The sequence below is a fragment of the Pseudomonas sp. GW823-FHT01D03 genome (genome assembly GCF_058798255.1).
Genome location: NZ_JBXAKK010000001.1, coordinates 2055854 through 2069552, shown reverse-complemented (window position 1 = coordinate 2069552; position 13699 = coordinate 2055854). Strand labels below are relative to the sequence as shown.

Genomic DNA, 13699 nt, shown 5'->3' with positions numbered 1-13699 from the left:
GCGCAGTGTAGCGCAAATGCAGGTGCATGGCGGAGTGCCCGCACGGCGCTTTTTGGCACGATTCAAGCAAAAAAGCAGTGAATCCGCTCAGGGTCAATACTCAATAGAGCACAGGTTAATCGACAAAATCGTTTTTCCTGACCTTTAAGTCAGAAAACCATTGACCGAAAAGTCAGACCTGCTAAATTCGGTTGAAGTCGGTTAACAACAATAATGAGTCTGCGAGGCCTTCCGTGATCCAGTTTTTACTTAACCAGGAACTCCGTAGCGAGCACGCCCTGGACCCGAATCTGACCGTGCTCAATTACCTGCGCGAACATGTGGGCAAGTCCGGCACCAAAGAAGGCTGCGCCAGCGGCGACTGCGGCGCCTGCACCGTGGTGGTCGGCGAGTTGCAAACGGATGACGCCGGCCGCGAACACATTCGCTATCGCAGCCTCAATTCGTGCCTGACCTTTGTTTCGTCGCTGCACGGCAAGCAACTGATCAGCGTCGAAGACCTCAAGCACCAGGGCGAACTGCACAGCGTGCAGAAAGCCATGGTCGAGTGCCACGGCTCGCAGTGCGGCTTCTGCACCCCCGGCTTCGTCATGTCGCTGTTCGCCCTGCAAAAGAACAGCGATGCACCGGATCCGGCCAAGGCGCACGAAGCGCTGGCCGGCAACCTCTGCCGCTGCACCGGCTACCGGCCGATCCTCGCCGCCGCCGAGCAATCCTGCTGTGGCAAGCAACCGGATCAGTTCGATGCCCGCGAAGCCGAGACCATCGCCCGCCTCAAAGCCATTGCCCCGACCGATATCGGTGAACTCAACAGTGGCGACAAGCGTTGCCTGGTGCCGCTGACCGTCGCCGATCTGGCCGATCTGTACGACGCTTACCCACAAGCGCGGCTGCTGGCCGGCGGCACCGATCTGGCGCTGGAAGTCACCCAGTTCCATCGCACCTTGCCGGTGATGATCTACGTCGGCAACGTCGCCGAAATGAAGCGCATCGAAAGCTTCGCTGACCGTATCGAAATCGGCGCCGCCACCGCCCTCTCCGACTGCTACGAAGCGCTGACTGCCGAGTACCCGGACTTCGGCGAATTGCTGCACCGCTTCGCCTCGCTGCAGATCCGCAACCAGGGCACCCTCGGCGGCAACATCGGCAACGCCTCGCCGATTGGTGATTCGCCTCCGCTGCTGATCGCCCTCGGCGCGCAGGTGGTGCTGTGCAAAGGTGAAACCCGGCGCACGCTGAACCTGGAAGATTACTTCATCGACTACAAGGTCACCGCCCGTCAGGAAAGCGAGTTTATCGAGAAGATTATTGTCCCGCGTGCCACCGCCGAGCAGCGCTTCCGCGCCTATAAGGTCTCCAAGCGTCTGGACGATGACATCTCCGCCGTCTGCGCCGCATTCAATCTGCGCGTGGAAAACGGCGTGATCACTGATGCGCGCATGGCGTTCGGCGGCATGGCCGCGATCCCCAAACGCGCCGCCCATTGCGAAGCCGTGCTGCTCGGCCAGCCGTTCAACAACGCCGTGATCGAACGCGCCTGCGCTGCGCTAGCCGAAGATTTCACGCCGCTCTCGGATTTCCGCGCCAGCAAGGAATATCGCCTGCTCAGCGCGCAGAACCTGCTGCGCAAATACTTCATCGAACTGCAAACACCGCACATCGAGACTCGGGTGACCGCTTATGTCTAACCATCACGCCGTAGAGAAGACTCAAGCCGAACTGGCGGAACTGTTCGCCAAGGACCTGACCACCGGTGTCGGCCGCAGCGTCAAGCACGACAGCGCCGCCAAGCATGTGTCCGGTGAAGCGCAGTACATCGATGATCGCCTGGAATTCCCCAATCAGCTGCACGTTTACGCACGACTGTCAGACCGCGCCCACGCGAAAATCATCAGCATCGACACCAAGCCCTGCTACGCCTTCGAAGGCGTGCGCATTGCGATCACCCACGAAGACGTGCCGGGCCTGAAAGACATCGGCCCGTTGCTGCCGGGCGATCCGCTGCTGGCCATCGATGACGTGCAATTCGTCGGGCAACCGGTGCTGGCCGTGGCGGCGAAAGACCTGGAAACCGCACGCAAAGCGGCGATGGCGGCAATCATCGAGTACGAAGATCTCGAGCCGGTGCTGGACGTGGTCGAAGCCTTGCGCAAACGCCACTTCGTGCTCGACAGCCACACCCACCAGCGTGGCGACTCGGCTTCGGCATTGGCCACCGCCGAACATCGCATCCAGGGCACGCTGCACATCGGCGGCCAGGAACACTTTTATCTGGAGACGCAGATCTCCTCGGTGATGCCCACCGAAGACGGCGGCATGATCGTCTACTGCTCGACGCAGAACCCCACCGAAGTGCAGAAACTGGTGGCCGAAGTGCTCGACGTGTCGATGAACAAGATCGTCGTCGACATGCGCCGAATGGGCGGTGGTTTCGGCGGCAAGGAAACCCAGGCCGCCAGCCCGGCGTGCCTGTGCGCGGTGATCGCGCACCTCACCGGCCAGCCGACCAAGATGCGTCTGCCACGGGTCGAAGACATGCTGATGACCGGCAAGCGCCACCCGTTTTATGTCGAGTACGACGTCGGCTTCGACAGCAGCGGGCGCCTGCACGGCATCGCCATGGACCTGGCCGGCAACTGCGGCTGTTCGCCGGACCTGTCCGCCTCGATCGTTGACCGGGCGATGTTCCACTCGGACAACTCGTACTACCTCGGTGACGCGACCATCAATGGCCACCGCTGCAAGACCAACACCGCGTCGAACACCGCCTACCGCGGTTTCGGCGGCCCACAAGGGATGGTCGCCATCGAAGAAGTGATGGACGCGATTGCCCGTCACCTCAACCTCGATCCACTGGCCGTGCGCAAGGCCAACTACTATGGCAAGACCGAGCGCAACGTCACTCACTACTACCAGACCGTCGAGCACAACATGCTCGACGAGATGACCGCCGAACTGGAAGAAAGCAGCCAGTACGCCGAGCGCCGTGAAGCGATCCGTCGCTATAACGCCAACAGCCCGATCCTGAAAAAAGGCCTGGCGCTGACCCCGGTGAAATTCGGCATTTCCTTCACCGCCAGTTTCCTCAACCAGGCCGGCGCGCTGATCCACGTCTACACCGACGGCAGCATCCACCTGAACCACGGCGGCACCGAAATGGGCCAGGGCCTCAACACCAAAGTCGCGCAGGTGGTGGCCGAAGTGTTCCAGGTGGAAATGGATCGGGTGCAGATCACCGCGACCAACACCGATAAAGTGCCGAACACCTCGCCGACTGCGGCTTCCAGCGGCGCCGACCTCAACGGCAAGGCCGCGCAGAACGCCGCCGAGATCATCAAGCAGCGTCTGGTGGAATTCGCCGCGCGGCACTACAAGGTCAGCGAAGAAGACGTGGAATTCCACAACGGCCATGTGCGCGTGCGTGACCACATCATGACCTTCGAGGCACTGATCCAACTGGCGTATTTCAATCAGGTCTCGCTGTCGAGCACCGGCTTCTACAAGACCCCGAAAATCTACTACGACCGCAGCCAGGCCCGTGGTCGGCCGTTCTACTACTTTGCCTTCGGCGCGGCGTGCTGCGAAGTAATCGTCGACACCCTGACCGGCGAGTACAAGATGCTGCGTACCGACATCCTCCACGACGTCGGCGCCTCGTTGAACCCGGCGATCGACATCGGTCAGGTCGAGGGCGGTTTCGTCCAGGGCATGGGCTGGCTGACCATGGAAGAGCTGGTCTGGAACAACAAGGGCAAGCTGATGACCAACGGCCCGGCCAGCTACAAGATCCCGGCCGTGGCGGACATGCCGCTGGACCTGCGGGTGAAGCTGGTGGAAAACCGCAAGAACCCGGAAGACACGGTGTTCCATTCCAAGGCTGTGGGTGAGCCGCCGTTCATGCTCGGGATTGCCGCGTGGTGCGCGATCAAGGACGCGGTGGCGAGCCTCGGTGACTATAAGCATCAGCCGCAGATCGATGCGCCGGCGACCCCGGAGCGGGTGCTGTGGGGGTGTGAGCAGATGCGCCAGCTCAAGACTGTGAAAGCAGTTGCTGCTGAAGCTGAGCTGGCTCCGCTCTAGACCGAGGCGCGGTTATCGCGAGCAGGCTCACTCCTACAGGGGAACGCATTCCAAATGTAGGAGTGAGCCTGCTCGCGAATAGGCCCGAACAGACAACGACAGATGTCGAGGTGACTATGTACAACTGGATCGACGCCCTCGCCGACCTGCAGAACCAGGGCGAACCCTGTGTGCTGGTTACGATCATCGAAGAACTCGGCTCGACCCCGCGCAATGCCGGCTCGAAAATGGTCGTCAGCGCGAAACAGACCTTCGACACCATCGGTGGCGGGCATCTGGAATACAAAGCCATGCAGATCGCCCGCGAGATGCTCGCCAGCGGCAAGCAGGACACCCATCTGGAGCGCTTCAGCCTCGGCGCCAGCCTTGGCCAGTGCTGCGGTGGCGCCACCGTGTTGCTGTTCGAACCGATGGGCCAGGTGCAGGCGCAGATTGCGGTGTTCGGCGCCGGGCATGTCGGCCGCGCGTTGGTGCCGTTGCTCGCCAACCTGCCGTGCCGGGTGCGCTGGATCGATTCGCGGGAAGAGGAATTCCCCGAACAGATCCCCCATGGCGTGCGTAAAATCGTCGCCGAAGAGCCTGTGGATGAAATCGACGACCTGCCCGCCGGCAGCTACTGCATCGTCATGACCCACAACCATCAGCTCGACCTGGAACTCACTGCCGCGATCCTCAAGCGCAACGACTTTGCCTACTTCGGCCTGATCGGCTCCAAGACCAAACGGGCCAAGTTCGAACATCGCCTGCGTGATCGCGGTTTCGACAGCGGCGTCGTGCAACGCATGCGCTGCCCGATGGGCATCGGCGACGTCAAAGGCAAACTGCCTGTGGAAATCGCCATCTCCATCGCCGGCGAAATCATCGCCACCTATAACGCCAATTTCGGCCAGCACAGCGCCAGCGCCGAACCGATTGCCAGACTGCTGCCGGTTTCCCGGCGCAGTCAGGCCGCCAAACTCAAAGCCTCAAACTGATTAGAGAACCCTCATGCCTCTGACTCGCAAAGCCTACCGCGCCGCCATCCTGCACAGCATCGCCGACCCTGCCGAAGTCGGGATCGAAGCCTCCTACGAATATTTCGAGGACGGCCTGCTGGTGGTCGATGGCGGCAAGATCAGCGCCCTCGGCCACGCCACTGAATTGCTGCCGACCCTACCGGCGGACATCGAGATCACCCACTATCAAGATGCGCTGATCACCCCGGGCTTCATCGACACCCACATCCACCTGCCGCAAACCGGCATGGTCGGCGCCTACGGCGAGCAACTGCTGGACTGGCTCAACACCTACACCTTCCCGTGCGAAAGCCAGTTCGGTGACAAGGCCCACGCCGACGACGTGGCCGATATCTTCATCAAGGAACTGCTGCGTAACGGCACCACCACCGCACTGGTGTTCGGCAGCGTGCACCCGCAATCGGTGAACTCGTTCTTCGAGGCCGCCGACAAGCTCGACCTGCGGATGATCGCCGGCAAGGTGATGATGGACCGCAACGCGCCGGACTACCTGACCGACACCGCCGAATCGAGCTACGTCGAGAGCAAGGCGCTGATCGAACGCTGGCACGGCAAGGGCCGTCTGCACTACGCGGTCACCCCGCGTTTCGCCCCGACCAGCACCCCGGAGCAACTGACCCTCGCCGGCCAGTTGCTGACCGAATACCCGGATCTGTACATGCAGACCCACATCAGCGAGAACCTCAAGGAAATCGAGTGGGTCAAGGAACTGTTCCCGGAGCGCAAGGGCTATCTGGACGTTTACGATCACTACCAACTGCTCGGCGAGCGCTCGGTGTTCGCCCACGGCGTGCACCTGTGTGACGACGAATGTGCGCGTCTGGCGGAAACCGGCTCGGCAATCTCGTTCTGCCCGACCTCGAACTTCTTCCTCGGCAGCGGCCTGTTCAACCTGCCGATGGCCGAGAAACACAAGCTGAATGTCGGCCTCGGTACTGACGTCGGCGGCGGCACCAGTTTCTCGCTGCTGCAAACCCTGAACGAAGCCTACAAAGTCATGCAATTGCAGGGCGCGCGCCTGAGTCCGTTCAAGTCGCTGTACCTGGCAACGCTGGGCGGTGCGCGGGCGCTGCGTCTGGAAGAGAAGATCGGCAACCTGCAGCCGGGTTCCGATGCGGACTTCCTGGTGCTGGATTACAACGCCACGCCGCTGCTGAGCTACCGCCTGAAACAGGCCAACAACATTGCTGAAACGTTGTTTGTGCTGATGACGCTGGGCGATGACCGCACGGTGCAGCAAACTTATGCGGCAGGGGCTTTGGTGCATCAGCGCTGAGTTTTCCCGAGGCATAAAAAATCCCCCGGCGGTGTTAGCCCCGGGGGATTTTTGTTGCCTATCTGTCCGTATTCGCGAGCAAGCCCGCTCCCACAGGGGATCTCAGTCGATGCCAAATTTTATATTCACTGAAGATCCAATGTGGGAGCGGGCTTGCTCGCGAAGGCCGCGACTCGGTGCCAGTCAGAGCTTGGCCGCCGGGCGCCCAGGCTTCTTGGTCTGCAACAAATGCGAGAACACCGCATGCAAATCATCCGACGCACTTTCCTCATCGAGGTTGAGTTTGCTGTCGATGTGATCCATGTGATGCATCATCAGGTCCACTGCCAGCTCACCGTTGCGTGCTTCGATGGCGTCGATCAACTGGGTGTGCTCGTCGTAGGAGCAATGCGAGCGATTGCCGCTTTCGTACTGGGCGATGATCAGCGAGGTCTGCGAGACCAGACTGCGCTGGAAGCTGATCAGTGGCGCGTTCTTCGCCGCTTCGGCCAGTTTCAGGTGGAATTCGCCCGACAGACGGATACCGGCGCCGCGATCGCCACGAGAGAAGCTGTCGCGCTCGTCGTTGACCATCTGACGCAATTCGGCGATCTGCTCGGCAGTGGCGTGCTGCACGGCCAGCTCGGTGATCGCGCGCTCCACCAGACGGCGGGCCATGAACACCTGACGCGCTTCTTCAACGCTCGGGCTGGCGACCACGGCGCCACGGTTCGGCCGCAACAGCACCACGCCTTCATGGGCCAGACGCGACAGTGCGCGGCGAATGATGGTGCGGCTGACCCCGAAGATTTCCCCCAGCGCTTCTTCGCTCAATTTTGTACCGGGCGCCAGACGCTGTTCGAGGATGGCCTCGAAGATATGCGCGTAGACAATATCGTCCTGGGTTCCGCTGCGGCCGGCTTTGCCTGCTCGCGGTTGTTTCTTGAGGGGTTGCAACTGTTCGTTCATGGGCACTCGAGTCGGGAGAACTGCGGCGAATAGACCGTGACTGTAATACGGCACAGTAGGTCGCTGGCAAGTATCGCGTAAAAAACAGCGCGATTGTACACAATGGATGGTGGCAACACGACTGTATGGCTGTTTGTGACCACGGCTGTATTGCAACGATCCGTTACGATTGAGTTTAGGCTTAAACATCAAAACCGCCGCCTACCGAACACTGTGGCGAGGGAGCTTGCTCCCGCTCGGCTGCGCAGCAGTCGTAAAGCAGCCGATAGCGTCTGTCTGGCGCACCGGGGTGCCTGCATTGGGGCCGCTTCGCAACCCAGCGGGAGCAAGCTCCCTCGCCACAGGTATGTGACAGACACAAATATTTCGTTGGATTCACCGCTTCTATAAAAGGAACACCGCCGTCATGAACGACGCCACCTACACCCGCCTGCGCCCTCTCGCCGACACTTCGCCCTCGGCGATCGTTGCCGGTTTCATCGCAATGATGACCGGCTACACCAGTTCGCTGGTGCTGATGTTCCAGGCCGGGCAAGCGGCGGGCCTGAGCAGCGGACAGATTTCCTCGTGGATCTGGGCGATCTCGATCGGTATGGCGGTGTGCTCGATCGGCTTGTCGCTGCGCTATCGCACACCGATCACGATTGCCTGGTCGACACCGGGTGCAGCCCTGTTGATCACCAGCCTGGGCGGCGTCAGCTACGGCGAGGCCATCGGCGCCTACATCACTTGCGCGGTGCTGGTGACGATTTGCGGGCTGACCGGCAGCTTCGAACGCCTGGTGAAAAAGATCCCGGCGTCGCTGGCGGCAGCGTTGCTGGCGGGGATTCTGTTCAAGATCGGCAGCGAAATCTTCGTCGCCGCGCAACACCGCACCGGGCTGGTGCTGGGGATGTTCTTCACTTATCTGCTGGTAAAACGTCTGTCGCCGCGTTACGCGGTGCTCGCCGCATTGCTGATCGGCACCGCGCTGTCGGGCTTCATGGGCCTGCTGGATTTCAGCGCTTTCCATCTGGAACTGGCGACGCCAGTCTGGACCACGCCACACTTCTCGCTGGCCGCGACCATCAGCATCGGCATTCCGTTGTTCGTGGTGGCGATGACTTCGCAGAACATGCCCGGCATCGCCGTGCTGCGCGCCGACGGCTACAACGTGCCGGCCTCGCCGCTGATCACCAGCACCGGCATCGCCTCGCTGCTGCTGGCGCCATTCGGCTCCCACGGCATCAACCTCGCGGCCATCAGCGCGGCGATCTGCACCGGGCCGCACGCCCATGAAGATCGCAACAAGCGCTACACCGCGGCGGTCTGGTGCGGGATTTTCTACGGGATTGCCGGGGTGTTCGGCGCCACATTGGCGGCGCTGTTTGCCGCGTTGCCGAAAGAACTGGTGCTGTCGATTGCCGCGCTGGCGCTGTTCGGCTCGATCATCAACGGCCTGAGCATTGCCATGACCGAAGTGAAGGAACGCGAGGCGGCGCTGATCACCTTCATGGTCACGGCGTCGGGGTTGACGCTGTTTTCCATCGGCTCGGCGTTCTGGGGGATTGTGGCGGGGGTTTTGACGTTACTGATTTTGAACTGGCGTAAAGCTTAAAGCAAAAGATCGCAGCCTTCGGCAGCTCCTACAGGGTGTACACCCTCCCATGTAGGAGCTGCCGAAGGCTGCGATCTTTTGATCTTGCAAAAAAACGGCGACCCTCAGGTCGCCGTTTTTTTCAGTATCACTTGGCCGCGTTGATCGGCTTTTCCGGATACCAGACGTCCAGCAGCGGGCTGACGGTCATGCCGGTCAGTTCGCTACGGTTTTTCAGCCAGGCTTCAACGGCAGCGCGCTGCTCTTCGTTGACCGAGCCACGCTTCTGCAGGCAAACCAGACCGAAGTCATCGCCGCCAACATAACCCAGACCGTTGGCTTCCATGGCTTCTTTGATGAATGCTTCGAGGAAAGCGTCAATGGCTTCTTCGGACAAATCTTCTTTAAAGTCCAGGTTCAGTTCGAAACCCAGCTCTTGGAATTCATCAACGCACAGTTTTTTGCGCAGACGCTGGGAACGGTTAGTCGCCATTGGAACAATCCTCTTAAGTAATAACGGCCGGCACTTTACCAGTTTAAGCGGTCAATTGCCCGACTCTCTGGGCGCGGTGGTCGACCGCCTGTAAAAAAAATAACGAAATGGCCGCCTCGGGCAAGGCACAAGCTGTTACACCTTGGGGCATAATGCCGACACTTTCATGACCACTGAGGGCTTTTTCATCCATGCCCTCGTTATTTTTCCCCTCTTCTGCAGGGTTTTATTTCATATGATCAAATCGTTGCGTCCTCTCTTTCTTGCCGGCCTTCTTCTGCCCCTGGCCCTGCCGGTTGCCGCTGCCACTATCAATACCGCCCTCACCCCTAACGTCGAAAAAGCCCTCAAGGCCAGCAAGCTGCAGCCGACCGCGCTGTCGCTGGTGATGATTCCGCTCGACGGCCCGGGCAATCCGACGATGTACAACGCCGACGTCTCGGTCAACCCGGCTTCGACCATGAAACTGGTCACCACCTACGCCGCGCTGGAAATGCTCGGCCCCAACCATCAGTGGAAAACCGAGTTCTACACCGACGGCGATTTGAGCGGCGGCATTCTCAACGGCAACCTGTACCTCAAGGGCGGCGGCGATCCGAAGCTGAACATGGAAAAACTCTGGCTGCTGATGCGCGATCTGCGCGCCAACGGCGTGACCCAGGTCACCGGCGACCTGATCCTCGACCGCGGCTTCTTCATCCAGCCGCAACTGCCCGAGTTCAACGACGACGGCAACGACGAGAACAAGCCGTTTCTGGTCAAACCCGACTCGCTGCTGGTCAACCTCAAGGCCCTGCGCTTCGTCGCGCGCAATGATGGAGGCCGGGTGCTGATCTCGGTGGAGCCGCCGATTGCCAGCGTGCGCATCGAAAACACGGTCAAGGCGCTCAACTCCAAACAGTGCACCGGGGGTGTGCGCTACAACCCGGTGACCCAGGCGGACGGCAGCGTCACCGTGACCGTCGCCGGTCAGTTGGGCGAAGGCTGCAGCTCACAGACTTATCTGTCGCTGCTCGACCACGCGACCTACACCGCCGGTGCCGTGCGCGCGATCTGGAAAGAACTGGGCGGCAGCATCCAGGGCAAGGATCGCCTCGCCGCGACCCCGAGCGGCGCCAAGCTGCTGGCCCGCGCCTACTCGCCGGATCTGGCGGAAATCATCCGCGACATCAACAAATACAGTAACAACACCATGGCCCAGCAGTTGTTCCTGAGCCTCGGTCAGAAGTACCGCAACGAAGCCGACGGTGACGACGCCAAGGCCGCGCAACGGGTGGTTCGTCAGTGGCTGGCGAAAAAAGGCATCACCGCGCCGCACCTGGTGATGGAGAACGGCTCCGGGCTGTCCCGCGCCGAACGCGTCAGCGCCCGCGAGATGGCCAACATGCTGCAAGCCGCCTGGCATAGCCCGTACGCCGCCGAGTACATCAGCTCCATGCCGATTGCCGGCACCGACGGCACCATGCGCAAACGCCTGAAGACCACCGCGATGCGCGGCGAAGCCCACGTCAAGACCGGCACCCTGAACACCGTGCGCGCGATCGCCGGCTTCAGCCGCGACGTCAACGGCAACACCTGGGCGGTGGTGGCGATCCTCAACGACAAGGCGCCGTTCGGCGCATCGTCGGTGCTGGATCAGGTGCTGCTGGATCTGTACAAGCAGCCGCGCCTGCCGCAGACCGCTTCGGCCCTGTAACCCACCGTCGAACCTGTGGACGCAACTCTCTGTGGCGAGGGAGCTTGCTCCCGCTGGGCTGCGCAGCGGCCCCAAATGATTTTGTGAGCGCTACGCACTCAAGCGGGAGCAAGCTCCCTCGCCACAAAACAGGGTTCCACAGAGGATTGGTGTAACGGCTCAGCTCATCTGCTCCACCCGATCACGCCCGCCCTGCTTCGCCGCATACACCCCTGAATCCGCGCGCAGCAACAGCGCATCCGCGCCCTCCCCCGGGCGCCAGCTGGCGATGCCGAAACTGGCCGTCACCACTCCGACCACATCCACCGGCGCACTGCGCAGGCCTTGCCACAACTCCACCGCCAGCATGTGCGCGTGCTCGCCGTCGATGTCCGGACAGAGCACCATGAATTCCTCTCCGCCCAGGCGGCAGAACACATCAGTTCGGCGCAGACGATGGCCGATGCGCTCGCACACCGCTTGCAGCACCCGGTCGCCCACGGCATGGCCGTACTGGTCGTTGATCCGTTTGAAGTGGTCGATGTCGAGCATGATCACCGACAGCTCACCGCCGCCGCGTTCGACCCGGGCCATTTCGGTGGTCAGGCGTTCCTGGAAGTAGCGGCGGTTGTGGATGCCGGTCAGCGAGTCGGTAACCGAAAGCGCCCGCAATTCCTCTTCCACTCGTTTCAAGTCGGAAATGTCCGAGATGTAGCCGTGCCACAGTACGCCGCCGCCCGGCAGCTCCTCCGGCGTCGCCTCGCCGCGCACCCAGCGCAGGCCGCGCTCGGGCAACTGCACACGGTACTCCTCGCGCCATGGGCTGAGGCTGTCCGCCGAAGCGCGGATCGAGCTGCGCACTCGCGAGACGTCTTGTGGATGGATGCGGGTGAAAATCGCCTCGGCATTGAGCAGCAACACGTCCGGCTCCAGCTCGTAGATCTCGCGGATGCCGTCGCTGGCATAAATCACGCTGAAGCGTCCGTCGAATTCCATCTTGAACTGGTAGATGCCGCCGGGCACGTGCGCGCTGAGTTTTTTCAGCAATACATCCCGCGCCGCCAGCGCTTCGTGCACGCGCTTGCGCTCGGTGATGTCGATGCAGATCGCCAGATGCCCGACCCACAGCCCCTGCTCATCGAGCACCGGGGTGGCGAGCATATTTACCGGCAGGTGACTGCCGTCGCTGCGCACCAGCGTCCACTCGCGTGCCTCGTGCCCGCCGACTTCGCCGCCCTCGACCAACATCGCGTGGCAGGTCGGAATGCTCTTGCCGTAACGCGCACTCAACTCCGCCGAACGCGCGGCCAGTTCTCGCGGCAGATGCAGGTTTTCCAGGGTCATGTGCCCGACCACATCGGTGCTGCTGTAGCCGAGCATCTGTTCGGCGCCGGGGTTGAAGGTGTTGATCACCCCGCGCAGGTCGGTGGCGATGATTGCCACCTGGGTCGCGGCATTCAGTACCCCGCGCAACTGACCGTGGGTGCCGCGCAATTCCTGCTCGCGGGCGTGCAGTTCCTGGGTGCGCAGTTCGACCATGCGCAAGGCGCGCTGGCGTTGACTGACCAGCACGTAAAGCAGTGCGCTGAGCAACAGACTCAGCAGCGCCCCCAGCACCACCAGGCTGCTGATTGACGAATGGTTGGCCTGCAGAAACGCTTCGCTGGGCTGCATATCCACTTGATAGTCATGGTCGGCCATGCGCAACAGACGTGTGGCGGACAGATCACTGGCCCCAGCCTGGTTGGCGGACTCGTAGAGCACTTCATGCTGTTCATCGGTGGACAGGTCGAGAATGCGTACATTGAGGAAATCCTGGTGCTCCTCCGGCAGTCCGTCGGCCAGCAACTGCTGCATGCTGATCACCGCCATCACATAGCCTTGCGGCGGCCCTTTCGGCGCCCCTTCACGAGTGACCGGCGCCAGCAGCAAGACGCCCCGGGCATACGCCGGATCAATCCCCACCAGATGCAATGGCTGCGACACCACCATGTGCCCGGTGCGGTCGGCGCGTTCCAGCGTCGCCCGGCGCAGGGGTTGCGCCAGCAAGTCGTAACCCAGCGGCGTGGGCAAGCGGCTTTGGCTCTGGGTGTAGATCACCGGTACGTATTCGGGGCGATCAGCGGCGGTCTGCAACTGGCCGTCAGCGGTCAGTTCACGAAAGGTGAAGGTGCTGAAGCCTTCGTTACGCACGGCCTGTTCGACCGCCGGGCGTTCGGCACGGCTGATCCGTGGCGCATAGGAATAGGCCTGGGTGCGTAATAGAAGCGGTTTGGCATAGCCGTCGAATTCGCTGCGCGAGACCGAATCGGAGTTGGCGAAGAAACGGCGCAGGCCATCGAGACGCTGTTCCTGATCCTGGAAACGTTCTTCGATGCGGCTGTAACGCTCATTGGCCAGCAATTGGAAGCGTTGGCGCAGTTGATGGTGAAACTGATTGAGGGAGGCCCAGGCGAGCAGCCCCGTGAGAATCCCGCCGGCGAGCAATACCAGCAGCGCGACCAGCCAGGCCGAGACGTCTTCGCTGATAAAACCCAGAATCTTTGGGCGCACGGGGTGCAACGACATAAGGGCAACTCACGACGCCATTGTTTCGGGGGAAAACCCATTGGCCATGCGTTGAGTTATAGCTATT

Annotated in this window: 9 protein-coding genes; 6 read left to right on the top strand and 3 right to left on the bottom strand. The window is 61.5% G+C overall.

Annotated elements, in window-relative coordinates:
- Window positions 1-233 precede the first annotated feature (233 nt).
- The 4 genes from xdhA (at window position 234) to guaD (ending at window position 6372) form a co-directional block, all read left to right on the top strand.
- Window positions 234-1688 (top strand): xanthine dehydrogenase small subunit, encoded by a 1455-nt coding sequence (gene xdhA / locus AC1RBR_RS09245; RefSeq protein WP_492563951.1) that lies wholly within the window; start codon window positions 234-236, stop codon window positions 1686-1688.
- Window positions 1681-4080: a xanthine dehydrogenase molybdopterin binding subunit gene (gene xdhB / locus AC1RBR_RS09240; RefSeq protein ID WP_492563950.1), complete on the top strand. Its 2400-nt coding sequence runs from the start codon at window positions 1681-1683 to the stop codon at window positions 4078-4080. The genes xdhA and xdhB overlap by 8 nt, the downstream gene beginning before the upstream one ends.
- Before the next feature lie 116 nt (window positions 4081-4196).
- Window positions 4197-5054 carry a xanthine dehydrogenase accessory protein XdhC gene (gene xdhC, locus AC1RBR_RS09235; protein WP_492563949.1) on the top strand — a complete coding sequence of 286 codons (858 nt, stop codon included), beginning with the start codon at window positions 4197-4199 and terminating at the stop codon, window positions 5052-5054.
- Between the two features lie 13 nt (window positions 5055-5067).
- A complete protein-coding gene (gene guaD / locus AC1RBR_RS09230) occupies window positions 5068-6372 on the top strand; it encodes a guanine deaminase (protein ID WP_492563947.1) in 1305 nt (434 codons plus the stop codon).
- Window positions 6373-6555: 183 nt separating this feature from the next.
- On the opposite strand, the gene AC1RBR_RS09225 is transcribed toward guaD, so the two are convergent.
- Window positions 6556-7320, bottom strand: coding sequence for a GntR family transcriptional regulator (locus AC1RBR_RS09225; RefSeq protein WP_007961054.1), 765 nt, complete (start codon window positions 7318-7320; stop codon window positions 6556-6558).
- 406 nt (window positions 7321-7726) lie between these two features.
- On the opposite strand from AC1RBR_RS09225, the gene AC1RBR_RS09220 reads away from it, so the two are divergent.
- Window positions 7727-8917, top strand: coding sequence for a benzoate/H(+) symporter BenE family transporter (locus tag AC1RBR_RS09220; protein WP_492563946.1), 1191 nt, complete (start codon window positions 7727-7729; stop codon window positions 8915-8917).
- Between the two features lie 127 nt (window positions 8918-9044).
- Here AC1RBR_RS09220 and AC1RBR_RS09215 read toward each other — a convergent pair whose 3' ends face one another.
- Window positions 9045-9389: a YggL family protein gene (locus tag AC1RBR_RS09215; RefSeq protein ID WP_003223308.1), complete on the bottom strand. Its 345-nt coding sequence runs from the start codon at window positions 9387-9389 to the stop codon at window positions 9045-9047.
- A 235-nt stretch (window positions 9390-9624) separates the two neighbouring features.
- On the opposite strand from AC1RBR_RS09215, the gene dacB reads away from it, so the two are divergent.
- Entirely contained in the window at window positions 9625-11085 is a 1461-nt protein-coding gene (gene dacB, locus AC1RBR_RS09210; protein WP_166495587.1) for a D-alanyl-D-alanine carboxypeptidase/D-alanyl-D-alanine endopeptidase, read from the top strand.
- 159 nt (window positions 11086-11244) lie between these two features.
- Here dacB and AC1RBR_RS09205 read toward each other — a convergent pair whose 3' ends face one another.
- Entirely contained in the window at window positions 11245-13632 is a 2388-nt protein-coding gene (locus tag AC1RBR_RS09205) for a sensor domain-containing diguanylate cyclase (RefSeq protein WP_492563944.1), read from the bottom strand.
- Between the last annotated feature and the right edge of the window lie 67 nt (window positions 13633-13699).

Bases quoted from the DNA above. Each gene is read 5' to 3' on its own strand.
- guaD (WP_492563947.1), top strand. From the start codon at position 5,068: ATGCCTCTGACTCGCAAAGCCTACCGCGCCGCCATCCTGCACAGCATC.
- AC1RBR_RS09215 (WP_003223308.1), bottom strand. From the start codon at position 9,389: ATGGCGACTAACCGTTCCCAGCGTCTGCGCAAAAAACTGTGCGTTGAT.
- xdhC (WP_492563949.1), top strand. From the start codon at position 4,197: ATGTACAACTGGATCGACGCCCTCGCCGACCTGCAGAACCAGGGCGAA.
- AC1RBR_RS09220 (WP_492563946.1), top strand. From the start codon at position 7,727: ATGAACGACGCCACCTACACCCGCCTGCGCCCTCTCGCCGACACTTCG.
- AC1RBR_RS09205 (WP_492563944.1), bottom strand. From the start codon at position 13,632: ATGTCGTTGCACCCCGTGCGCCCAAAGATTCTGGGTTTTATCAGCGAA.
- dacB (WP_166495587.1), top strand. From the start codon at position 9,625: ATGATCAAATCGTTGCGTCCTCTCTTTCTTGCCGGCCTTCTTCTGCCC.
- AC1RBR_RS09225 (WP_007961054.1), bottom strand. From the start codon at position 7,320: ATGAACGAACAGTTGCAACCCCTCAAGAAACAACCGCGAGCAGGCAAA.
- xdhB (WP_492563950.1), top strand. From the start codon at position 1,681: ATGTCTAACCATCACGCCGTAGAGAAGACTCAAGCCGAACTGGCGGAA.